Origin of the sequence: Oenococcus oeni, from assembly GCF_020510245.1 — a bacterium.
Lineage (GTDB): Bacteria > Bacillota > Bacilli > Lactobacillales > Lactobacillaceae > Oenococcus > Oenococcus oeni.
This window is the reverse complement of sequence record NZ_CP084701.1, coordinates 1,051,156-1,072,545: the sequence shown is the minus strand read 5'-3', so window position 1 is coordinate 1,072,545 and position 21,390 is coordinate 1,051,156. Positions and strand designations below refer to the sequence as shown.

General features: G+C 36.8%; 25 protein-coding genes, 2 tRNA genes and 1 other annotated feature. Of the genes, 23 read left to right on the top strand and 4 right to left on the bottom strand.

Going from position 1 to position 21,390, the window contains the following annotated elements; all coding sequences use genetic code 11:
- Window positions 1–218: 218 nt before the first annotated feature.
- Both J3U91_RS05670 and J3U91_RS05665 read right to left on the bottom strand, forming a co-directional pair.
- A complete protein-coding gene (locus J3U91_RS05670; protein WP_002820520.1) occupies window positions 219–695 on the bottom strand; it encodes a DUF1836 domain-containing protein in 477 nt (158 codons plus the stop codon).
- Window positions 696–719: 24 nt separating this feature from the next.
- A complete protein-coding gene (locus J3U91_RS05665) occupies window positions 720–1,577 on the bottom strand; it encodes a DegV family protein (protein WP_002820519.1) in 858 nt (285 codons plus the stop codon).
- 172 nt (window positions 1,578–1,749) lie between these two features.
- On the opposite strand from J3U91_RS05665, the gene J3U91_RS05660 reads away from it, so the two are divergent.
- The 22 genes from J3U91_RS05660 to holA all read left to right on the top strand — a co-directional run bounded on the left by J3U91_RS05660 (window position 1,750) and on the right by holA (window position 19,109).
- Entirely contained in the window at window positions 1,750–2,607 is an 858-nt protein-coding gene (locus J3U91_RS05660; protein ID WP_002820518.1) for a bifunctional 5,10-methylenetetrahydrofolate dehydrogenase/5,10-methenyltetrahydrofolate cyclohydrolase, read from the top strand.
- A complete protein-coding gene (locus tag J3U91_RS05655; protein WP_002816630.1) occupies window positions 2,607–2,879 on the top strand; it encodes an ACT domain-containing protein in 273 nt (90 codons plus the stop codon). Before J3U91_RS05660 ends, J3U91_RS05655 begins: the two co-directional genes overlap by 1 nt.
- 11 nt (window positions 2,880–2,890) lie before the next feature.
- A complete protein-coding gene (locus tag J3U91_RS05650; RefSeq protein WP_002826724.1) occupies window positions 2,891–4,234 on the top strand; it encodes a PFL family protein in 1,344 nt (447 codons plus the stop codon).
- Window positions 4,235–4,242: 8 nt separating this feature from the next.
- Window positions 4,243–5,028 carry a pyrroline-5-carboxylate reductase gene (proC, locus tag J3U91_RS05645; RefSeq protein WP_002820516.1) on the top strand — a complete coding sequence of 262 codons (786 nt, stop codon included), beginning with the start codon at window positions 4,243–4,245 and terminating at the stop codon, window positions 5,026–5,028.
- The gene (gene proB, locus J3U91_RS05640) at window positions 5,006–5,812 is read left to right on the top strand and encodes a glutamate 5-kinase (protein ID WP_002820515.1); all 807 of its coding nucleotides are present in this window, start codon (window positions 5,006–5,008) and stop codon (window positions 5,810–5,812) included. Before proC ends, proB begins: the two co-directional genes overlap by 23 nt.
- Entirely contained in the window at window positions 5,799–7,061 is a 1,263-nt protein-coding gene (locus J3U91_RS05635) for a glutamate-5-semialdehyde dehydrogenase (RefSeq protein ID WP_002821116.1), read from the top strand. The genes proB and J3U91_RS05635 overlap by 14 nt, the downstream gene beginning before the upstream one ends.
- A 54-nt stretch (window positions 7,062–7,115) precedes the next feature.
- Entirely contained in the window at window positions 7,116–7,865 is a 750-nt protein-coding gene (locus tag J3U91_RS05630; RefSeq protein WP_002820513.1) for a glycerophosphodiester phosphodiesterase family protein, read from the top strand.
- Window positions 7,862–8,635 carry a tRNA (adenosine(37)-N6)-dimethylallyltransferase gene (locus J3U91_RS05625; RefSeq protein ID WP_002816636.1) on the top strand — a complete coding sequence of 258 codons (774 nt, stop codon included), beginning with the start codon at window positions 7,862–7,864 and terminating at the stop codon, window positions 8,633–8,635. The genes J3U91_RS05630 and J3U91_RS05625 overlap by 4 nt, the downstream gene beginning before the upstream one ends.
- 71 nt (window positions 8,636–8,706) lie before the next feature.
- The gene (locus J3U91_RS05620) at window positions 8,707–9,039 is read left to right on the top strand and encodes a MerR family transcriptional regulator (protein WP_002816637.1); all 333 of its coding nucleotides are present in this window, start codon (window positions 8,707–8,709) and stop codon (window positions 9,037–9,039) included.
- Complete coding sequence (glnA, locus tag J3U91_RS05615; protein ID WP_002820512.1) at window positions 9,039–10,382, top strand: type I glutamate--ammonia ligase; 1,344 nt, start codon at window positions 9,039–9,041, stop codon at window positions 10,380–10,382. The genes J3U91_RS05620 and glnA overlap by 1 nt, the downstream gene beginning before the upstream one ends.
- 80 nt (window positions 10,383–10,462) lie before the next feature.
- Entirely contained in the window at window positions 10,463–11,158 is a 696-nt protein-coding gene (locus J3U91_RS05610; RefSeq protein WP_002820511.1) for a hypothetical protein, read from the top strand.
- The gene (locus tag J3U91_RS05605; protein ID WP_002820509.1) at window positions 11,155–12,081 is read left to right on the top strand and encodes a hypothetical protein; all 927 of its coding nucleotides are present in this window, start codon (window positions 11,155–11,157) and stop codon (window positions 12,079–12,081) included. The genes J3U91_RS05610 and J3U91_RS05605 overlap by 4 nt, the downstream gene beginning before the upstream one ends.
- Window positions 12,082–12,119: 38 nt before the next feature.
- Window positions 12,120–12,193, top strand: a tRNA-Arg gene (locus J3U91_RS05600).
- 13 nt (window positions 12,194–12,206) lie between these two features.
- Complete coding sequence (locus J3U91_RS05595) at window positions 12,207–12,722, top strand: TMEM106 family protein (protein WP_002816328.1); 516 nt, start codon at window positions 12,207–12,209, stop codon at window positions 12,720–12,722.
- Between the two features lie 44 nt (window positions 12,723–12,766).
- Window positions 12,767–12,838 (top strand) — a sequence feature (ribosomal protein L21 leader region).
- A gap of 4 nt (window positions 12,839–12,842) precedes the next feature.
- Window positions 12,843–13,145 carry a 50S ribosomal protein L21 gene (gene rplU, locus J3U91_RS05590; protein WP_002820507.1) on the top strand — a complete coding sequence of 101 codons (303 nt, stop codon included), beginning with the start codon at window positions 12,843–12,845 and terminating at the stop codon, window positions 13,143–13,145.
- A gap of 11 nt (window positions 13,146–13,156) precedes the next feature.
- A complete protein-coding gene (rpmA, locus tag J3U91_RS05585; protein ID WP_002820505.1) occupies window positions 13,157–13,477 on the top strand; it encodes a 50S ribosomal protein L27 in 321 nt (106 codons plus the stop codon).
- A gap of 51 nt (window positions 13,478–13,528) precedes the next feature.
- Window positions 13,529–14,617 (top strand): aminopeptidase P family protein, encoded by a 1,089-nt coding sequence (locus J3U91_RS05580; RefSeq protein WP_002820503.1) that lies wholly within the window; start codon window positions 13,529–13,531, stop codon window positions 14,615–14,617.
- Window positions 14,618–14,619: 2 nt separating this feature from the next.
- Window positions 14,620–15,126, top strand: a complete 507-nt coding sequence (locus J3U91_RS05575; protein ID WP_002817088.1) for a phosphoesterase — start codon at window positions 14,620–14,622, stop codon at window positions 15,124–15,126.
- Window positions 15,127–15,215: 89 nt separating this feature from the next.
- Window positions 15,216–15,524, top strand: a complete 309-nt coding sequence (locus J3U91_RS05570; RefSeq protein WP_226489920.1) for a hypothetical protein — start codon at window positions 15,216–15,218, stop codon at window positions 15,522–15,524.
- Complete coding sequence (locus J3U91_RS05565) at window positions 15,521–15,850, top strand: ComEA family DNA-binding protein (RefSeq protein ID WP_002821113.1); 330 nt, start codon at window positions 15,521–15,523, stop codon at window positions 15,848–15,850. Before J3U91_RS05570 ends, J3U91_RS05565 begins: the two co-directional genes overlap by 4 nt.
- Window positions 15,851–16,096: 246 nt before the next feature.
- Window positions 16,097–18,127, top strand: a complete 2,031-nt coding sequence (locus tag J3U91_RS05560; RefSeq protein WP_002820499.1) for a DNA internalization-related competence protein ComEC/Rec2 — start codon at window positions 16,097–16,099, stop codon at window positions 18,125–18,127.
- Complete coding sequence (gene holA / locus J3U91_RS05555; RefSeq protein ID WP_002820498.1) at window positions 18,114–19,109, top strand: DNA polymerase III subunit delta; 996 nt, start codon at window positions 18,114–18,116, stop codon at window positions 19,107–19,109. Before J3U91_RS05560 ends, holA begins: the two co-directional genes overlap by 14 nt.
- Here holA and J3U91_RS05550 read toward each other — a convergent pair.
- Together J3U91_RS05550 and J3U91_RS05545 are read right to left on the bottom strand one after the other, a co-directional pair.
- Entirely contained in the window at window positions 19,106–19,951 is an 846-nt protein-coding gene (locus J3U91_RS05550; protein WP_002820497.1) for a CPBP family intramembrane glutamic endopeptidase, read from the bottom strand. The two genes, holA and J3U91_RS05550, sit on opposite strands and share 4 nt — an antisense overlap.
- Window positions 19,952–19,953: 2 nt before the next feature.
- Window positions 19,954–20,042, bottom strand: a tRNA-Ser gene (locus J3U91_RS05545).
- A gap of 165 nt (window positions 20,043–20,207) precedes the next feature.
- Between J3U91_RS05545 and J3U91_RS05540 the strand changes: the two genes are divergently transcribed.
- A complete protein-coding gene (locus J3U91_RS05540; RefSeq protein WP_002817091.1) occupies window positions 20,208–21,377 on the top strand; it encodes a hydroxymethylglutaryl-CoA synthase in 1,170 nt (389 codons plus the stop codon).
- Window positions 21,378–21,390: the final 13 nt, after the last annotated feature.

Here is a 21,390-nt window from a genome sequence, read left to right as displayed (position 1 = left end):
CCCAAAGTTTCATTATGTATTTCTCCTAAAAATGAGTATAAAAAAACAGTTATTTTACAGAACAAATGTAAAAAACTTTTTATCGTCGAGCAATACTGGAAACAAATGAAGTTGTCTGAATTTCATTTTTCATTATAACTTGATATTCACTATACAAGCTTTTTTCTGAATTGCAATGCTTATTGAAAAAAGTTCTTAATTTTTTGGAGAGCTACTCCTTATTTTTTCACGATCTTTTCCATCGTTGATAGGGCTTTTAGCCGGAAAACAACTGCCATGATCGCTTCATACTGAATAATTGCCGCTTTTGAATCGATTTCCGGCAGTCTGTTTAGTGCTTCTGACAAATCATTTTGCGAGGATACTTGATTGAACATTTCGATAAAACGATTGTAAACATCTTCGGAAGGACCGTGATTAAGTTCGATTTGGAATCCTTTTTTAATTGCATCTAATGAAAAAACACTTTTTAATAACGAAACAATTATCGCTCCAGCCAAGTGTATTCGACTATAACGTTTATTTTTCGGGCGCACGATTACTTGAGCTTTTGTGTAATTGTGCATCATTGTTTTCGTTAAAAGTTCCCCGGTGACCGGAGAAACATAGTCATTTGTGATATCCAGCAATTGATCAAGATATATATCAAAAGTTGGTAGTTCATTCCAAAGAGGCAACTTTTTTTCCAAATTCATTTCTTATAATCTACCTTTACCGTCCTATTTTTCGATGTGAACTGCGATACCGATTAATCCTGGCCCGGTGTGGACTCCTAGAGCAGGTGAAATATTTCCTGTATAGATTTGCTGATTTGGATAAATTTTTTCCAATTTCTGGCAGACATATTTCAAAAGAGTCATATTATCACCTTCGGCAACAGCAATTCTAACTCTTTTTTCTAAATTAGCAGTTTTTTCAACTAATGCCAGCATTTTTTCGATTGCTTTTTTTTCGCCGCGTGCTTTGGTTACTGTGTAATAAACACCCTCGTCGTTGCAGGAAATAATTGGCTTAATATCCAGAGCCGATCCGAGAATACTTGCGACTTTACCAATCCGGCCGCCGGCCGCCAAATATTTCAGCGTTGGAATATAAAAGAAGATTTTACCGCTGTCGACTGATTCTTCAACTAATTGCACAATTTTTGAAAAGGGAAGCTCTTTTTTTATTAAGTCGTCGGCATAAACTGCAAATAGTCCGCTGCCGATACCGATATTTTTTGTATCAATCACTTTGATATTCAAGTTGCTCTGTTGACTGGCCAACAAACTTATTTGATTATAAGTTGTTGACAATCCACTTGAAATACAGATCGCAATAACATCGCTATAACCTTCTTTTTCCAGTTCCTGGAATTTTTCAAGAATATCTCCGCTTTGCGGGCTTGAAGTAGTTGGAATACTTGCGCCGTGTTTAATTTTCCGATAAAACTGATCAGGACTAATGTCTACTCTATCTCTAAGAACTTTTCCATCCCAATGAATTTGCATCGAAACGGTTTTAACATAATCTTTGTCCTGTAAATATTGTGGTGCATCAGAACATGAATCAATTAAGATGGCAATTTTTTCGGTCATTTTAATCTCCTATGGCATACATTATTTTTTATGTAGTCTTAAACACTATAAACTATAGTTTATAAAACTATTTAGATCAAATTCGACAATCATAATTTAGAAGCTTTTAATCCTTTGACACAAAAGCTGACTTTTTATCGATCGTTTTTTTACAATATGCGATAATTTATCCATGGTTCAGATACTAGATGGAAGAAGCGTTTCGAAAAAAATTCTTCAAGAGGTTAAAGATAAAGTTGCGAAAGCCGGTTTTCCGGTTAAATTAGCGACTATTTATAATGAGGAAAACGAAGGAAGCAAAATGTACGTCGGTATGAAAATCCGCCGGGCAACTTTTGCCGGGCTTATCTCGGTGGAATACAAAGTTGATAATTCTTGGAAAACAGATGATATTCTCAGGCTGCTTTCAAAATTAAACATGGATTCGAGTATTTGTGGAATTTTGGTTCAGTCGCCACTAGGAGATGGAATCGATGAATCAAAGATTTTCAATGCAATCGATCCATTAAAAGATGCTGATGGTCTTTCTGCCTTTAATCAAGGATTATTATTTGAAAATGCTAAAGAGAATTATATTGTTCCAGCTACACCGGCTGGAGTAATATCTCTTCTGGAGGCATATCATTATCAATTTGCCGCTAAAAACGCGTTGGTGATTGGCCGTTCAGTTCTTTTTGGCCGCCCAATGAGTGTTTTATTAACGAATCGCGACATGACCGTCACGCTAGCCCATTCAAAGACACCGGTCGATCAATTGCGGCAGTTTGCGAAAAGGGCTGATTTGATTGTCGTTGCGATCGGCAAGGCTAATTGGTTTCAATTTACTGATTTAAAAAAAGATGTCGTTGTTATCGATGTAGGTGCAAACAAGCTTAATGGGCATGCAACTGGCGATGTTGATTTTGAAAAAGTTTATCCACATGTTTCACAAATTTCTCCGGTCCCGGGAGGAGTTGGACCAATGACGATTGCGACGTTGATTAAACATACATTCGATTTAGCAGTATTTCAACAAGGAGAGCAAAAATAATGAAAAGAGCAGTTGTGACAGTAATTGGTAATGACCGTCCAGGTATTATTGCGGGCGTTTCAAAAACATTAGCTGATAATCAGGCGAATATCCTTGATGTAGCCCAGACTTTAATGGATAAGATTTTTACTATGAGTATGTTGATCGACATTACTGAAATTGATGCTAAATTTTCTAATTTGCAGGTCGAACTGACCAAAGTTGGACAAAAACTTGGCGTCTCTATTCAAATACAAAGAGAAGAAATTTTTAATTCAATGTCTAAAATCTAATTGGAGCCGCTATGGATATTAATAAAATAAATGAAACAATCCAGATGATTTCTGAAGAACATTTCGATATTCGAACTGTGACGATGGGAATTTCACTTTTGGACTGTATTGGCGGGGATGGCCAGCGGACAGCAGAAAAGGTTCACAGAAAAATTGTTGATAAAGCCGGAAAACTGGTAGAAACTGCCCAACAACTCAAACGGGATTTCGGGGTACCAATTGTTAATAAACGAATTTCTGTAACACCGGTCTCTTTATTAGCCGGAAACACTGATTATGATGGCTTGATTAAAATAGCTCGCGCTCTTGATCAAGCAGCTGCCGATGTTGGTGTTGATTTTTTAGGTGGCTATTCGGCTTTGATTCAAAAGGGCAGTACGCCGACTGAAAAAATGTTGATTGATAGTCTTCCGGAAGTCCTGAGTACAACTAAACTTTTGATGTCGAGTATTAACATTGCTTCGACTAAAGCAGGTATTAATTTAAATGCAGTTGGAAAAACGGGTAGAACGATCAAACGGATTTCCGAAGTCGATCCTTTAGGAAATGCAAAATTGGTGGTTTTTGCAAATGCCGTTGAAGACAATCCCTTTATGGCCGGGGCTTTTCACGGTGTGTCTGAAGACGATGCGGTTATCAATGTTGGTGTTTCCGGACCGGGTGTTGTAAAAAGGGCATTGGAGACAGTTAGGGATCGGTCAATTGATGTCGTTGCCGAAAAAATTAAGACGACAGCCTTTAAAATAACCCGAATTGGTCAACTGATTGGTGGACTGACAGCTAAAAAACTTGGTCTTCCTTTTGGAATTGTTGATTTAAGTTTGGCTCCAACACCTGCTCGTGGAGATTCGGTTGCCGAGGTTTTGGAAGAAATCGGTCTGGAACAGGTTGGGACGCACGGAACGACGGCTGCCTTAATGCTTCTAAACGATGCAATTAAAAAAGGCGGCGTAATGGCTAGTCAGCGCGTTGGGGGCTTGTCGGGTGCGTTCATTCCGGTTTCCGAGGATGCTGGAATGATTGATGCAACAGTTGCCGGCACCTTAGGTATCAGTAAGCTGGAAGCCATGACCTCTGTTTGTTCGGTTGGACTGGACATGATTGCCATTCCTGGGAATACGCCGGCGTCGACAATTTCGGCGATGATAGCGGACGAAGCGGCGATTGGTGTTCAAAACAATAAAACTACAGCCGTACGCGTGATTCCGGTTCCAGGGAAAAGTGTTGGAGATTCGATTGACTTTGGCGGTTTGCTTGGACGGGCGCCGATTATGCCGGTTATCGAAAAATCTTCAACAGCGTTTATTAATCGTGGCGGTCATATACCTGCTCCGATTCATTCTTTTAAGAATTAGAGGTTAAAATGAAATATGGTTTTCTAGGTGCCGGTAATTTATCATCGGCAATTATCATGGGTTTACTAAAAGCTGGTTTTAGATCGGAAGACATTTTTGTCAGTTCTCCACATAGCGCCGCTCTTCTGTCAAAAAGACTGGCTATCAATAATGTTGACGAAGATCGGCTGCTTGCTGATTGCGATTTAATTGTTTTGGCTTTTTTGCCTGAACAGTTAGATAGCATTGTCCAGCAGGTTGGTTCGGAAAAGTTTGCAAACAAATTAATTGTTTCGGTTCTAGGATCAACAAGCCTTAAAGAACTAACGGAATTTTTGCCAACAGCAAAAATAGTTCGCGTTCTTCCAAACGTTAATGCAGAATTTAATAATTCATTGACCTCGGTTGCTTTCGGGCAGAACTTGTCCAATGAGGATCTTAAATTAACAAAAAACTTTTTGCAGGCTTTTGGTACGATTATTGAACTGGCCGAAAGGGATTTTCCGGCTTTTTCGGCGATTGCCGGATCGGGTCCCGCCTTTGTCGCATTGTTTATCAAAGCTTTGCAGGAAGCAGGAATAAAGCAGGGAATCGATAGCAAGGAATCTTTGCAGATTGCTTTACATACGATTAAAGGATCAACCGAGAATATTCTTCAAAGCGGAAAAACTGCTGATCAATTAGTCAAAAAAGTTGCTTCACCAGGTGGATCAACTGCCGATGGAGTCGAATCGCTTGAGGAGAACCACTTTATTGAAACTGTTAATAATGCTATTCTAGCAACTATCAACCATGGCAGAAAAAAGTTTCGATAATTGGAAAAAAATCGTTGTTAAAGTTGGTACTTCAACGATTGTTCAAGAAAATGGCCAGATTAATTTACCGATAATCGGTCAATTGGTTCAGACGCTTTGTGCTTTGCGAAATCAAAACCGGGAAGTAGTTTTTGTAACTTCCGGGGCGGTTGGCGTTGCGATAAATCAGCTTGGATTTAAAGAACGTCCAAACGAAATTCCTCGACAACAGGCTTTAGCAGCGATTGGCCAAGCTGATTTAATGGCTATTTACAATCAAAACTTTTCTTTTTATCACCAGATTACCGGTCAAATTCTTTTGACTTATGATGTATTCGATAATCCAAAAATGCTCGAAAATATGTTAAATGCCTTGCGGGAATTGCTGAAAATGAAGGCAATTCCGATTATTAATGAGAACGACGTAATTGCCGTTGACGAAATGGATCATCAACATTCGTTTGGTGATAACGACTGCTTAGCGGCGATGGTAACAAAAATTATCGATGCCGATGGTTTGATTATTTTATCAGATGTTGATGCACTTTATGATAGAAATCCTCATGAGTTTGCCAATGCTAAAGCTATCAAGCGGGTTGGTTCGATCACCAAGCAGGTTATTAATTTGGCCTCCGGCAAAAGCAATCTCGGAAAAGGTGGAATGTTAACAAAATTAAAAGCAGCTAAGTATCTTTTAAAAAATGATAAGCAAATGCTATTACTTCCTGGATCCGAACCTGATGGTATTTTGAAGGCTCTTTCGGGTCAAGAGATTGGAACTTTATTCGCCAATGAATACAAATAAATTACATAAGCAAATAAATTTAATCGGTGAGAGGGCTCAAGCAGCTTCACAAATAGTTTCTGGGCTTTCGATTGACGAAAGAAATAAAATTCTTTTGTCCTTCGCTTCGGAAATTGAGAAAAACTCCGACAAAATCGTCGAAATTAATGTTCAAGAACTTAAAGAACATCGAGATGATTTAAGCTTGCCAATGCAAAAACGGCTCCAGTTAAGTAAAGAGAAAATTTCCACTATTGCTTCCTCTTTAAAAGCTTTGGTTAAACTTGCTGATCCCTTGTCAGAAGGAAATACAAGTTGGCAAGCAAAAGCGGGCTTCAAAGTAGTTAAAAAAACGGTTCCATTAGGGGTTGTTGCGATGATTTACGAGGCACGGCCGAACGTGACAATTGATGCTGCAGCTTTGACAATTAAATCAGCTAACGCAGTTATCTTACGCGGCGGCAAAGAATCCATTAAAACGAATCAAGTGTTGGTTTCGATCCTGCAACAAAGCTTGAAGAAACTTGGCTATTCTGAAAATATTGTTCAATTAATTGAAGATACAAGTCATGATTCTGTCAAAGAATTACTTCATTTAAGAAAATTCATTGATGTTTTGATTCCCCGAGGATCAGGCTCGTTTATTAATTATGTCGTTGATAATTCGACTGTTCCTGTGATTGAAACCGGTGCCGGAAATGACCATATTTTTGTCGATAAGTCGGCCGATCAGGAGGAGGCAATTAAAGTGATTGTTAATTCCAAGATTCAAAATCCTTCTGTTTGCAATTCAGCTGAAAAACTTTTGGTTCATGCTGATATCGCAAAGGAATTTCTACCAAAATTATTTGATCGATTGTCTAACGAGGGGGTCGAAATAAGAGGTGACAAGGAAGTTCGATTAATTGACAACCGAGTTGAATTGGCAAAAGATTTTGATTGGGACACCGAGTATAACGATCTGATTATCGCTGTTCATTTGGTGAACAATCTAAAAGAAGCCATTGATTGGATAGGAAAACACACAACACATCATACGGAAGCGATTCTAACGAATTCTGCTGAAAATGCCTCCGAGTTTATGCAAAGAATTGACGCAGCTGTCGTGACTGAGAATGCATCGACTCGTTTTACTGATGGTTTTGAATTTGGTTTTGGAGCTGAAATCGGAATAAGTACACAAAAACTTCAGGCCCGGGGTCCAATGGGACTAACAGCTTTGACGAGCTACAAATACGAAATTTTTGGTCATGGGGAGATCCGAAAATAACCAGCAGCGTATTTTTTTTCGATATTGTTTATTTTCGATAGTATTCTATTTATTATGTATACGAATGTTTTTGCTCATCGCGGTTACAAATTAGTCGCACCGGAAAATACCTTACCGAGTTTTCAAGCTGCTTTAAATTATCCTGTTAATGGTCTGGAAATGGATTTGCAAATGACTGCTGATGGAGAACTGGTAATTATTCATGATGAAAAAATCGATCGCACTTCCAATGGAAGTGGATTTGTTAAAGACAAAACATTATCCGAATTAAAAAAACTTGATTTTGGCAGCTGGTTTTCGAAAAAATTTAAAAATGTTCGTATTCTGACTTTTGAGGAATATTTGGATTGGCTTTACTCAATCGATTATGACCGGATGCTTTTGATTGAACTAAAAACCGACCATTTTGATTACCCTGGAATCGAAAAAAAGGTTCTGCAGATAATTAAAAAATTTTCCGCTGCCAAATGGCAGATCGTTCTACAGTCTTTTAATCCTAAAACAATTCATAATTTGAGAAATTTGGATCCAGAAATCCCTCTTGCACGCTTGAGTTTTGTGATTGGACCGCGTTGCCTTTTTGGGTATTTTTTTGGTAGAATCCAACAAATTAATTTGAGCTCGCGTTTTCTTTTGAACCGCCTGATTTTCTATTCTTTTAAAAAAGCTCGATTGACCCCTTGGGTTGTTAATCGACAATCATATCTTAAGAAGGCTTTTAAATTTCATTTAAAGGCGATTATTACTGATCAACTTGACTCGGCAACGTTTTTAAGAGAACAAATTCAAGGAATTAATAAATGAGTGATCCACATTTGAAAGAAAAAGTTGTTGTAATTGCTGGACCGACCGCTAGTGGAAAAAGTGATCTGGCAATTAAAATTGCCCAGATGATTGACAGTGAAATTATTTCCGAAGATGCCTTTCAAATTTATCGTGGTTTGGATATTGGAACGGCAAAGCCGAGTAAAGATGATTTAGCAAAGGTTAAACATCATTTTATCGATATCAAAGAAGTCGACGAATCCTACAGTGCCTATGAATTTGCAAGAGACGCACGAATAGTTATCAATCAAATATCGTCTAAAAAGAAGATTCCTTTGATTGTCGGTGGATCTGGCTTTTTTTTGCAGACACTTTTGGGCGATCGGAGAATTTCTGATAAGGATAACCCAATTGTTCCTAAAAAAGCCGGAATAGAGAATCGTCTTTATAATGCTTTGTTGATTGGTTTGAACACAGAACGTTCACAGCTTTATGATCGGATTAATCAACGGGTTGAAAGGATGTTTGAAAAGGGAATTGTGAAAGAAGCCGAAAATCTTTTTCGTCAACAAGGTAATTTTCAATCAAAAAAAGCAATTGGATATCGTGAATTTGCTGGATACTTCGCTAATCAGTATGACTTGTCGGAGGTTGAAACTTTAATTAAGCGCGATTCTCGAAGATATGCAAAAAGACAATTGACTTATTTTAAAAATCAATTTCCCGATATGCGGTGGTTTGATACAAAACAGATTACCGAAAATCCCAAATTAATTATTGATTTAGTAAAAAAATTTAACCAATTCTAGACCAATGTTAGCTTTCCTAACATTTTTTTTTGGAAGTCTTTATAATTTTAGTTAGATGGATTTAGTAAGAAATGATTGATGAGCGATTAAAAAAAGATTTAGCTATTTTACCGATTAGTACAGTTCGGGCTTTAACGAACTTATCTGATAGGCAGATTCGCTATTATGAAAGTCAAGATTTGCTTACTACGAAACGGGGTAAGGGTGGTCAAAGACGCTTTTCTTTGAACGATGTTGAACGGCTGATTGAGATAAGGATGATGATGGAATCTGGCGATAGCTTAAAAGATATTCACAATCTTTATGAAACTCACCGCGTTAGCAATCGGCGGAATGAGAAAACGGAATTTGTTCATTCGCTTGAAAATGAATTTTTGAAAATCGGAAGGCTGGAAAAACATTAATGACAAAATTAACCAAAGAAGCAATTAAGAAGTCAGTTAAAGATGAAGGCGTTGATTTTTTGCGTGTAATGTTCACCGACGTATTCGGCATGATAAAAAATGTTGAAATACCTGTTAGCGAACTTGACACAGTTCTTGACGATAATTTACTGTTTGACGGATCATCAATCGATGGTTTTGTAAGAATTGAAGAATCCGATATGTATCTGTATCCTGATCTTGACACTTTCAGGATTTTACCCGATTCAATGACCGGTGAACATGACGGCAAGGTAGCGATGATCGTGGCTAATGTTTATACAAGCGATCGTTTGCCATTCGAAGGGGATCCGAGAAACAATTTGATTCGCGTTCTTGCAGAAATGAGAAAAGATGGTTTTTCTGATTTCAACGTTGGGACGGAACCTGAATTCTTCTTGTTTAAACTTGGAGAAGATGGCAAACCGACTATGAAACTTAATGATAATGGCGGCTATTTTGATTTGGCCCCATTGGATTTGGGAGAACATGTCCGTCGTGAAATCGTTCTGACTCTGGAAAAGATGGGTTTTGAAGTCGAAGCAGCTCATCACGAAGTTGCACCTGGACAACATGAAGTAGATTTTCGTTATGCCGATGCCGTGACCGCAGCTGACCATATTCAACTATTTAAGCTTATTGTTAAAACCGTTGCCCGTAAATATGGCTACTATGCCACCTTTATGCCAAAACCGATTGCCGGGATTAATGGAAACGGCATGCACACAAATATGAGTCTTTCAAAGGATGGCAAGAACGCCTTTGATGATCCGACCGACAAACTTGGTCTCTCAAAAGTGGCCTATCATTTCCTTGGTGGTCTTTTGGATCACGCACAGAATTTTGTCGCTATTACCAATCCAACGGTCAATTCATTCAAGCGCTTGACTCCTGGTTTTGAGGCGCCGGTTTATATCGCCTGGTCGGCTTCGAACCGTTCTCCAATGGTTCGTGTCCCGGCTTCTCGCGGTGCTTCGACACGTTTGGAATTAAGAATGGTTGATCCGACAGCAAATCCTTACCTGGCTTTCGCCGTCGTTTTGAATTCTGGATTGGACGGTGTTGAAAAAGAAACGACTCCTGAGCATTCTGTTGATCGTAATATTTTCTTAATGGATGCTAATGAACGTAAAAAAGCCGGTATTAAAGATCTTCCGGATACTCTATTGACAGCTGTTGATAATCTGTCAAAGGACGAGGTGGTTATTAGCGCGATCTCCAAGCGAATTGCCGATACCTTCGTCGAAGCCAAAAAACTTGAATATCAATCTTATCGTGCTTCTGTCTCTAAATGGGAAATTAAACAATATCTTCAAACCTTTTAAATTAATTAAAGTAAATAACATTTAATAAACGTCTAGCAATAGCCGTTTTTCTTTGCAAAAATTGAAGTATGGAAAATCAGATGAATTTGCATATCGTAGGGGACAATAAAATCCCTATTCTCAATAATTTAATCAATAGCAAAATTGACTATTTAAATTCAATCAAAGAAGCAATTGACGAACATAATTATTTACTGATTTATGAGTTGCTTGATTCAGCACGCTATAACGAAAAAATACGCCAGTGGCCGCATGCTGATCCGAATTATTTTCTCAGCAACATGACGGAAACGATTCAACCGGAATTATCTGAATTTCTCGCCTCTAAATTATTGTCCTTCATTCGTGTTCACTTTCCATTCCTGTATTTTAGGGAAATTAAAACCGGCGTTTACGAAATAATCTTTGGACGTTGGCCGTCTGCAAGGACTTTTGGCATCCTTGATATTATTCGGATTGAATTCATTTTTGACGAAGTAGCTGTCAACGAATTAAAAAATTACATGGACAATCCGAAATCTGTTGAAGAACAAAACGCACAATTAAATGAGCTTCATCGAGCAAATCAACTTTATGCTGCAAAAAAACGATCCGGATTCGAGGCAGACATCGAAAGAAACAATCTCGCGATTCTTAAATTGGAGAAAGACAGAGCTGTTTTACAGTTGGAACGGGAGCAAATCGAGAAGTATTCGGGAAGTTTTCAGCATTTTGTCGATCAAGCAGGAAATCTTTATGTCGATTATCTATCGGAAATCCAGAAAGAAAATAAATGACAATTGTAGGCAAACAAACATTATCGAACTTAAATGATTTTCAAAAAGAAATTCACCACGATGCGAAACAATTGCTGGATTTTGATAATTTTTACAGTATTTTTCTAAAATCAAAAACGGTATCCGAAACGGTCGATGCAGTTGGTCGATTAATTAAAAATAATCAAAGCCATTATGAACAATTCAACCCGCTTTTTCACTATGACAATTCTTTTTGGATAACTCAACTTTTTGTCAAACTTTTTCGACTCAGAAAGCTTGACTATTTTTCGAATTTGGATTCTAATCAAGAAATTGCCAATTGTCTTCGAATATCTGGCTTCCCCAGCCTTGAATTTTATTTTTCGACGAATTCCCAATTGACAAAGGATGGTTTTTATTTACGGGAAAAAAATTTGCAAATAGATTTGCTTTATCTGGATATATTTAATAAAGATATGTTCATAAATGCCGACGGTTTCGCTAATTTGATAAATTCCCGTATTGGCAAAAATTTGACCGCTGTAGATGTTAAAACTTTAACGGGTATCTTCAAGACTCTTGCGAAGATATTAGGCGAAGATGATTTTTCTGTTGACCTAAATTTGTTGCAATCCGGCAATAATCAAATGTTGCCGCTTAGTAAAATCGACCTTCCGGCCATTGTGACAGACCAGTTGTTTGTGTTGGCTCAAAGTCGTCAAAAAGATATTTTTGCACTGGATAACGGTTTTCAAATTGACTTCAATGAGGAAATGAGTTTATATTTAATTCAGGCAATTGATTCGCTTGGACATTCCCAATGGTTTTTTAAGGTCTTCGATACATATGACCAATGGACTTTTTTGGATGTTTTAACGAAATATAATTGGTTTTTAAAGTGGTATCTTGATAACCTTAATTATTTAAAAATTGCTTATCGGGATGATCTTTTTCCCGGTTAATAACAAAATAAAGTATTTTTTAGCTATACTGAAAGTACGCGGAAGTGGCTCAACTGGATAGAGCATCGGAGTTCTAATCCGCAGGTTGTGGGTTCGAGTCCCACCTTCCGCATTTAAAATTAATTATGAAGAAAAGTTTTTGGATTTTATTATCAGTCGTTATCGCTTTGCTTGTTGCAGCTTTTTTCCTGTATCCGCGAGCTTCTTTTGGTGGCGTAAGAATGTCTGAGAAACAGTATAGGCAGGTTGAACGATCAAAACGGAATATTAACAATGTTATTAATGATTTGGATGCCTATAAACCCACCGATGCAAAGACAGTTACTAAAATGAAAAAAGATGTTGATCGGTTAATAACTCAAAACGGCAAAAATCTTTCAACACAGGAATTCAATAAATTAGAACAGGCTGTAGGAGACAAAAACGGGGGAGTGTTAGCGACGATCGAAGCAGCTCAAAAAGGAAAATATTTGATTGACGGCGATATTGCTTCGACTCTGCATTCCAAGTTTTCCGTGATTGTCAAAGAATCGGCAAGGTCCGCTGTTGATTCGGATTCACAAGCTGAAAAAATTGCTACTCAAATTCAAAAGGATTTGAGTATTGATTCAAGACTTTATAAGTTAGGTCTCAGAAGTTAGTGATTGCCCATTTCGGGCTTTTTTGTTACAATAATTCAGTTGTTGCAATGCTTCAACCACTCTAAAGCGGTTTTTAAGTGATTTATCACACCGCCACGGTGAGTCTAAGAGGAGGCCTAAATGGCTAATAAGTACGCAGTTATTGAAACCGGCGGTAAGCAGTATCGCGTTGAGGCAGGAGATGCCATCTTCGTTGAAAAACTTGAAGCAAATGAAGGCGATAAAATAACTTTTGATAAAGTTTTACTTGCTGATGGCAAGTTTGGCGATCCATATGTTTCCGGCGCATCTGTTGTTGGAACAATCGCTAAGCAAGGCAAAGAAAAGAAAGTCGTTACTTTCAAATATAAGGCTAAAAAGCATGGCCATGTTAAAAAAGGCCATCGTCAGCCATATACAAAAGTATTAATCGAGAGCGTTTAAGGAGGCACATAATGTTAGAAAAATTACAAAACCTAATTAAGTTGGCCCACCATAAAGGAGGCGGATCTTCATCTAACGGACGTGACTCTGCCGGTCGTCGTTTGGGTGCAAAGCGTGCCGATGGACAAGATGTTCTTGCCGGAACGATTATTTATCGTCAACGGGGTACACACATTTATCCAGGCAATAATGTTGGTCGCGGCGATGACGATACTTTGTATGCATTAGTTGATGGAGTTGTCCGTTTCGAGCGTAAAGGAAAGACTCAACGCCAAGCATCAATTTATTCTCGTGAGGAATATAACGCTAAACTGGAAACACCGGTTCATTAAAAATTTAAAATCAAAATAGCGGTTTACCGCTATTTTTTTTAGGCGGCTATTATGAAGTATAATTTTGAAAAAAGAATTTCTAAATTAAGAAAACTTTTTGATGTTTTAGAAATAGATTCAATGATTGTCTACCAGGGATATAACAACGAGTATTTAACCGGTTTTTCCGGTGGAAGTGGTGAAGGGATGTTTGTCTTGAGCCGCAATCATGCCTTATTAGTGACTGACAGTAGATACCAGGAAGCGTATCAAAATAATCTTCCAAATGGAGTCGACCTGAAAATTAGTCGTGATTATTATGGAGAAACTGCTAAAACTTTAAATTCGTGGAAAGTAAAGAAAGTCGGTTTTGAAGAAAACCTGCCATTTTATGTTTTTGATTTTCTGGATGGTGAATTAGAAGCCGAATTTGTACCAACGCCAGCTCCAATTGAAGCCTTACGAGAGATTAAAGATGATGATGAAGTAGAAAATCTGCGTCAGGCCACAAAACGTTCCGTAACGGCTTTTAACCAATTAATCGATTGGATAAAAATAGGTCTAACAGAGAAAGAAATTGCTGATCAATTGGATTATTTTGCTCGTCACCAAGGGCTGGAAAAAGCTAGTTTTGATACAATTGTTGCCTCGGGCGAGAATTCTTCCAAACCTCATGAAACAGCTTCTGATCGTAAAATTGAGAGTGGTGATTTGGTTACAATTGATTTTGGTTATTACTTTAACCACTATACTTCCGATATCACGAGAACTATTGCGATTGGAGAAATTGATCCGCGCTTGATCAATATTTATCAAATTGTGAGAAAGGCTCAAGAATTATCGATTGAATCCGTTAGACCCGATGTCGATTTAAAGGAAGTCGATGGCGCTTCGCGTTCTTACATAGAAACAAAAGGTTTTGGAAAAGAATATAATCATGGCGGCGGCCATGGCGTAGGCTTGGATATTCATGAAGGTCCAGCTGTTTCTCCGGGGTCTGACGATGAGGCTGTTACTAGCCAGATATTGACAATCGAACCCGGTATTTACATTTCCGGACTTGGCGGTGTTCGAATTGAGGATGATGTTCTGGTTACAAAAAATGGTTTTGAGAATCTCACAGATGGTATTACAAGAGATTTAATTAAGATTGAGAAATAAATATGGCGATTAGATTAGACTATTTAGTATTTTATATTGGAAATTTAAGTTACGGGTTCGACTATGTTTACACTAAACGGATCAATGGTCACGCTTTTTATTTAAGGCGATTGCCTCAATCGGAAATCACTGATGTGGCAGATGAGAATTTCGATTTTTATAACCCGCATTTTTCTGAAGACTTGCATACGCCTTTTAATTGGAAATATGACGAAAAATTTACCGACCTGACGAGAATATGGGATCATTATTCCGACGTTGCCTTAGGATTTATCGAAGATTGGGCGGATGATTATCGTGCTCCTGTCGATCCAAATTCTGATCAGAATGTTGAATGGGGAATTCGTTTCCATTCTCCGAATCTTAAGGGCGAACAGCTGATTTATGGCGTTAACGCCTATCCTGATCGTTTTGACAGTTTCGTTAATTATTTGAGAAGCTTCGATCCGGAAGCCCCAACAAATGTACCGGATGATTTGCCTTATTCAAAAGGAAGATTTGCCAATTAAAAATTGAAGATATTTTTTAAAACTTTTGCTAATTTCGCGTAATAACTAGTATGCGGGATTTAACAGCAAAAGTTTTTTTATTAATAAAAATGAATTTAAAAATTATATTTATCTTTGGTGGTATTTCTTTTTTGGCGATCTCATTTTTTATTATGAGTTCGATCAAAAGAACCGACAAAGAAGAAAATATTTTATTCTCATCGGCAACAAGTTTAAAAAATGATTCCAATTTAAGTGTTTCCAGTAGCGACAATTTGTCATCTAAGGATGAAAAAGTTGACTTTTATGTTGATGTAAAAGGTGCGGTCGCTCAAGAGAAGGTCGTTAAGGTTAAAAGCGGCGAAATAATTATCTCAGCAATTAATAAATCTGGTGAGCAAAATCCAATGCCGATTTGAGCCAAATAAATTTGGCGGCGGAAATAATTTCCGGACAGGTTATATATGTGCCAAAAAAAGGTGAGAAAATTCCAGAACAATTTTGTAATTCCGTCAGCAACAGCTCTTCAACGAATACAAACGCTTCTCAGGCTCAAATTGATATCAATACGGCCGATTTGTCTGCTCTACAGACAATTAATGGCATTGGGGAGAAAAAAGCTGAAGAGATAGTAAAATATCGCGAAGAACATGGAAAATTTAAATCAATTGATGATTTAAAAAATATCTCCGGTTTTGGAGATAAAACGGTTGAAAAATTGAACGATTATGTCTTTATTAAATAAACTTGATCGAAACGATTGTCTGTTGATAAGCATTTTTCTTGCTTCCTTGAGTGGATTTTATTTTCGTAATTCTCTTTTAACAACTGTTTTCGTCTTTTTGTTGTTGATAAGAATTTATTTCAGCAAATTAAAAATAGCTTTTTTATAGTTCTTGTGTCCAGCCCATTTTTTTTGATTAGATTTTGGTGTTTTCAAGAAAATTTATCGGACCAAACACTTCCAAATCGGGAAAATTATCGATTAAAAGTGCATATTTACGCTGATGAAATCACCGTTGATGGAGATCGGCTAAAGGCCAAAGCATATGATGAAACAGATCGACAAGAGATTATCATCTATTCCAAAATCAAGAATTTACAGGAGAAAAAATTCTGGGAAAATAATCGAGACAATCTTCTCTGCGTCGTAAATGGGGATCTCGGAAAGCCACAAAGACCAACCAATTTTAATCAATTCAATGTTAGAAAATATTTTTTGACACAATCAATAACGAATCAGTTGAATTTGAGTAGCTTCGAAAAAATCGGTAAATGGGAGCCACAGATTTTTTTTGAAAAAATTTCTGATCGAATTCATTTTTTTAGAAAATCTGCAATCGACTATTTCGATTCGATGCCGAGCCCATTGGCTGAATATGCTAAAGCTTTAATAATTGGTGATGTGGAGAGCTGTTTCTACGATCAATATCCCGGTATTAGCGATTTAGGATTAATTCATCTTTTTAGTATTTCGGGTTTTCAAGTAACTTATTTCTTTGTTTTTTTTAAGGAAAAGTTTCAAAAAAATGTATTTTCCCAAGGAACTTTCTCTCACATTGATTGCTCTTGCAATACCTCTTTTTTTGTTTTTTCCGATAGCGTGCAATCACTGATAAGGCCAATCATAGCTGCTGAATTATCGCTTTTTGCGAGTTATTTCAATTTAAGAGTAGAAAAAGAAAAGATTTGGTCCTTTTCTTTAGCAACTGGACTTTTGCTTTCACCAATGCTTTTGCTTAATCTTGGAGGACAGTTATCTTATCTACTGAGTTTTTCTTTGATGTTTATTGCGCATTTAAAGCCCTTTAAGCAAGGCCTTTTGATGAGTTCTGTGACGATTCCGATTATTTTAAATAGCAAATTTACCTGGCATTTTTTAAGTATGCCGGCTAATTTTTTTTCGATTCCTATTTTCGGAATAGTTATCATGCCGTTAATTGGCCTGGCAGTTGTTCTGCATCCCTTTTGGACTCAAGCAGTTTGTTTTATTAATTATTTGGTTGCTTTATTTGCAGATTTAATAGAAATGATTTCAAAAATACCCGGTAAAATTGTTTTTGGAAAAATGGAAGATTATTTAGTCATTCCTTTGGTTTGCCTTATTTTATTGTCTTTTGATCAACGAAAAAAAATTCGCAATTTCTCTTTGATGGCTATTGCCACTGCCTTTACAGCTAGTTTCTGTTTTATTCATTTTCCAATGAATGGAGAGTTTTCGGCATTTGATATCGGTCAAGGAGATTCCCTGTTATTAAGAACTCCTTTGAATCAAAAAACAATATTGATCGATACTGGTGGGAAAGTGGCTTTGCCACAGGAAGAATGGCAAATTTCCAAAACAAGCTCGAATCAGGCAAAATCGATCATTATAAATTATCTTCAATCCAAAGGAATCAACCGCTTGGATTTTTTACTCTTGACTCATGGCGATATGGATCATGTCGGAAATGCTAAATATCTGTTCTCTTCAATTAAGATTAAACATCTTATAGTTCCATTAGGAATGACAAAAACAAATTCTTTCCGAAGAGAAATTAAACCTTATTTAGGAAAGACAGACGTTATCGAAGTTACGAATCAAGTCCAAATTCGAAATTTTCCATTCCGAATTCTCCATCCTTTCAAAAGTGGATCTGCCGTTAACGAAGATTCAATTGCATTATTTGCAAAAGTGGGCAACCTAAATGTCTTGACCGCTGGTGATTTACCTCAAGAGGGAGAAAGAGAAATTGCATCTCGATATCCAGATCTTAAAATTGATTTACTTAAATTTGGTCATCATGGGTCAAAAACTTCCAGCAACATCAACGTTTTGAATCATTGGCAGGTTAAATATGGAATTATTTCAGCTGGTAGGCATAATCGTTATGGGCATCCAAAAAAAGAAACTCTTGAAACAATATCAAGACTCAAAATCCGTGCTTTTAACACTCAAACAAATGGAATGATTCGTTTCGTTTATAATAACGATAAAAGTTATTTTCAGACCTTTACTAAGGATTTCAATGACTCCGACTGATTTTAAAAAACAAATTAAGAATAAACGATTACCAGCTTTGATTTTTTTTACAGGAACTGAGGATTTTTTGACGGAACAATTTTCTAATTTACTTGAGAATTCAATTGATGAAAATTTTCGAGCTTGGGATTTTGTTAGAGCAGACGTCAATGATACCGGTATCAAAGAAGTACTGGCTGATGTTTCAACACTTTCATTTAATGCCAGTAGGCGGATTGTGATAGTCGAAAATCCATTATTTTTGACAGCTAAAAATAGTTTGGAAAAAAGTGAAGAGAATTTATTACTGAAATATTTAAACAATCCGGAGGGCGAGAATAGCTTAATTATCAATGCTGTTAATTTCAGTCTAGATAAAAGAAAAAAAACGGTTAAAAGCTTAATCAAAACAGCTGAAAATGTTGATTTTAAACCGCTTGATGAACGACAAATATTGCAAATTGTCAAGAAACGTTTTTTGGTTGCCGATATTTCGATCGAAGATGCAGTATTGAATTATTATTTTCGAAGATTAGCCTTCAATTTACGTCTAATTATTAATAATCTTGACAAACTTCTGTTATATGGCCAAAATCACATAATTGATAATCATGTGATCGATTTTCTAATCGCTCCGGAATCAACTGAATCGGCTTTTGATTTAATTGAGGCAATCAATCAAAAAAAACCGGGAAAAGTTCTCAAAATTTATGAAGAACTAATTGACCGGGGTGAAGCTCCAATTAGGATCAATGCTTTATTGCTATCACAATATCGTTTACTTATCCAAGCTAAATCTTTGAAGTTAAATGACCAAAATTTGTCTCGTCTTCTCCATATTCATCCTTATCGAGCCAAATTAGCCAATCAGTTGGCAAGTCTGAAAACTTTCGGCGAGTTAAGCAACAGTTTTTTAAATTTATCTGATATTGAATTAAAACTTAAATCAACAAGACTTGATCCAAAAATGCTTTTTGAAATATTTTTATCTAAAAATACTTAATTCCAATTTTTTTGCAGTTTCTTTAAATTGATTTTTTTGAGAAACAATTTTGCATATGCAAAGAAAATAATTAATATCGTCAGATTGAAAACGAAGTCGATTAAATTAACAGTAGGATGACCTAGGCCAAAAATTGCTTTTGGATCGGCCATAAAGGCAATAAAATCAATTAATGTGTGAGAAATAATCGTTACAGTAAGATTTTTAGTTACCAGGTACACCAGTCCGAAAAGAATTCCCAAGGCACTTGTATAAATAATTTGGACGCTTGTAATTTCCAAACTTGCCGAGAAGAGGTTGATTAAATGCAATGCAGAGAAAAAAATTGCGGAAATAATTACAGTTACAAAAAAACTAAAGTTTTTAGCAGTACTTTCTTCTAATTTTCCGATGATCATTCCGCGCGCCGCATATTCTTCGAAAATTCCTACTAAAAGCGAAACACTCGCTGCCGTAAAAAAATCAAAGAAAGAGATTGCGCTTTTTTTTGATAAATAGACATAGAGGTTTATTCCTATAAAAATGATGACCGGCGACCCAATCGCAAGAGCCCGAAAGAATTTTTTGTTTAAAAAAAATACCTTCACTTTGAAAAGAAAATGGTTGAATAACCATATAAATAGTAAAGCTAATCCTTCTCCGAGAATTGTGAGCCAACTCAGAAACGAATGATTTTCTATTAATGATTGATATTTAGTTGCCGAAAGGCCTAAAAGAAAATTTGGACCGATATACACAGATAAGAGAATCAACATTGCGAGGATCGAACCGCAAACTAATGAAAAAATCGTCGATAAAAGAATTAATAACGATTCAAATAATATTTCCCTACGATCTTTCATGAAGGAGACACGGGGATTCGAACCCCGGCGCCGATTCTACATCGGTTCGGCGGATTTCGAGTCCGCTGCATTACCACTCTGCCATGTCTCCGAGCTACAGAACAATTCTAGCAAAAATTAGGTTTTTTTCCTACATAAATTCGACAAAATGTTTTTATTAAATCAAACTAATGAAAAAAATGGTAATTAGGTATAATTTTCCAAATATTCTTCACGATCAAAAATACATCACTGAATTTAGATTATAATTAAAACCATGGAAATCGGAATTGATCAAATATCTTTTTTTACACCAAATCTTTATTTAGACTTAACCGAACTTGCTGAAAAACGTGGCGTGGATCCAAATAAGTATTTGGTAGGTATTGGCCAAGAAAAGCAAAGTATTGTTCCACCCACTCAGGATTCGGTTTCAATGGCCGCCAATGCGGCTTCGATTCTGCTTGAGCAAAAGTCGACTGAGTTTTTGAATTCGATTGATGAGATTTTATTTGCGAGTGAATCGGGAATAGATAATTCCAAATCAGGAGCGGTTTATTTGCAAAAGCTACTTAATTTAAAGAAAAATATGCGAGCTATTGAGATCAAACAGGCCTGTTATGGGGGCACGTTTGCCTTGATGACTGCATTCGATTATGTCAAGCTTCACCCCAATAAACGTATTCTGGTTGTGGCTTCGGATATAGCAAGGTATGGTTTGAAAAGTGCAGGCGAAGTGACACAAGGGGCTGGAGCAGTTGCAATGCTTGTTAGCACTCAACCAAGACTGGCGAGTTATAACTGGGATTCTGTTTTTCAGTCCGAAGATCTGATGGACTTTTGGCGTCCGCTTGATCAAAGCGAAGCGTTGGTTTTTGGGAAAATGAGTCAGGAAATATACGAAAAATTTTTTTATGAAATATGGCAGACTTATTCTCAGAAAAATTTAAAGAAAGTTTCCGACTTTGCGGCTTTTGTTTTTCATTTACCCTTTACGAAAATGGGGAAAAAAGCGCTTGATCAAATTAATGATCAAATTGACGAATCCAAAAAAGACCAATTGGAAAAAAATCGTTTGGCCGGGCAGATCTATAATCGAAAAGTTGGTAATTTATACACTGGGTCGCTTTATTTGAGCTTAATATCTTTACTCAAAAATAACATTCTCAAAAATAACGATAGAATCGCAATGTTTTCTTATGGCAGCGGAGCGGAAGGAGAACTATATTCTCTTTCACTGGCAGCTGACTATCGACAGGCTATTCTTGGAGACCCGGCTCAAATGATCGCTTCGCGGAGAAAAGTTTCAGTAGACGAGTATGAAGGACTTTTTCGAGCATTTCCGGAAGACAGTGAAGATCATGAATTGACTAATTCATATGATTCATCCCACTTTCAATTAAAGAGAATAAAAGATCATCAACGAATTTATGGGGATAATTTTTAATTTTTTTATTATT

What these genes read in the sequence shown, in the direction of transcription:
- J3U91_RS05570 (WP_226489920.1), top strand. Translation starts at nt 15,216, where the DNA reads ATGAATTTAAAAATTATATTTATCTTTGGTGGTATTTCTTTTTTGGCG.
- J3U91_RS05540 (WP_002817091.1), top strand. Translation starts at nt 20,208, where the DNA reads ATGGAAATCGGAATTGATCAAATATCTTTTTTTACACCAAATCTTTAT.
- J3U91_RS05610 (WP_002820511.1), top strand. Translation starts at nt 10,463, where the DNA reads ATGAATTTGCATATCGTAGGGGACAATAAAATCCCTATTCTCAATAAT.
- J3U91_RS05630 (WP_002820513.1), top strand. Translation starts at nt 7,116, where the DNA reads ATGTATACGAATGTTTTTGCTCATCGCGGTTACAAATTAGTCGCACCG.
- glnA (WP_002820512.1), top strand. Translation starts at nt 9,039, where the DNA reads ATGACAAAATTAACCAAAGAAGCAATTAAGAAGTCAGTTAAAGATGAA.
- J3U91_RS05605 (WP_002820509.1), top strand. Translation starts at nt 11,155, where the DNA reads ATGACAATTGTAGGCAAACAAACATTATCGAACTTAAATGATTTTCAA.
- J3U91_RS05665 (WP_002820519.1), bottom strand. Translation starts at nt 1,577, where the DNA reads ATGACCGAAAAAATTGCCATCTTAATTGATTCATGTTCTGATGCACCA.
- J3U91_RS05635 (WP_002821116.1), top strand. Translation starts at nt 5,799, where the DNA reads ATGAATACAAATAAATTACATAAGCAAATAAATTTAATCGGTGAGAGG.
- J3U91_RS05655 (WP_002816630.1), top strand. Translation starts at nt 2,607, where the DNA reads ATGAAAAGAGCAGTTGTGACAGTAATTGGTAATGACCGTCCAGGTATT.
- J3U91_RS05670 (WP_002820520.1), bottom strand. Translation starts at nt 695, where the DNA reads ATGAATTTGGAAAAAAAGTTGCCTCTTTGGAATGAACTACCAACTTTT.
- J3U91_RS05580 (WP_002820503.1), top strand. Translation starts at nt 13,529, where the DNA reads ATGAAGTATAATTTTGAAAAAAGAATTTCTAAATTAAGAAAACTTTTT.
- rplU (WP_002820507.1), top strand. Translation starts at nt 12,843, where the DNA reads ATGGCTAATAAGTACGCAGTTATTGAAACCGGCGGTAAGCAGTATCGC.
- J3U91_RS05575 (WP_002817088.1), top strand. Translation starts at nt 14,620, where the DNA reads ATGGCGATTAGATTAGACTATTTAGTATTTTATATTGGAAATTTAAGT.
- holA (WP_002820498.1), top strand. Translation starts at nt 18,114, where the DNA reads ATGACTCCGACTGATTTTAAAAAACAAATTAAGAATAAACGATTACCA.
- J3U91_RS05620 (WP_002816637.1), top strand. Translation starts at nt 8,707, where the DNA reads ATGATTGATGAGCGATTAAAAAAAGATTTAGCTATTTTACCGATTAGT.
- proB (WP_002820515.1), top strand. Translation starts at nt 5,006, where the DNA reads ATGGCAGAAAAAAGTTTCGATAATTGGAAAAAAATCGTTGTTAAAGTT.
- J3U91_RS05660 (WP_002820518.1), top strand. Translation starts at nt 1,750, where the DNA reads ATGGTTCAGATACTAGATGGAAGAAGCGTTTCGAAAAAAATTCTTCAA.
- J3U91_RS05625 (WP_002816636.1), top strand. Translation starts at nt 7,862, where the DNA reads ATGAGTGATCCACATTTGAAAGAAAAAGTTGTTGTAATTGCTGGACCG.
- J3U91_RS05650 (WP_002826724.1), top strand. Translation starts at nt 2,891, where the DNA reads ATGGATATTAATAAAATAAATGAAACAATCCAGATGATTTCTGAAGAA.
- J3U91_RS05550 (WP_002820497.1), bottom strand. Translation starts at nt 19,951, where the DNA reads ATGAAAGATCGTAGGGAAATATTATTTGAATCGTTATTAATTCTTTTA.
- proC (WP_002820516.1), top strand. Translation starts at nt 4,243, where the DNA reads ATGAAATATGGTTTTCTAGGTGCCGGTAATTTATCATCGGCAATTATC.
- rpmA (WP_002820505.1), top strand. Translation starts at nt 13,157, where the DNA reads ATGTTAGAAAAATTACAAAACCTAATTAAGTTGGCCCACCATAAAGGA.
- J3U91_RS05595 (WP_002816328.1), top strand. Translation starts at nt 12,207, where the DNA reads ATGAAGAAAAGTTTTTGGATTTTATTATCAGTCGTTATCGCTTTGCTT.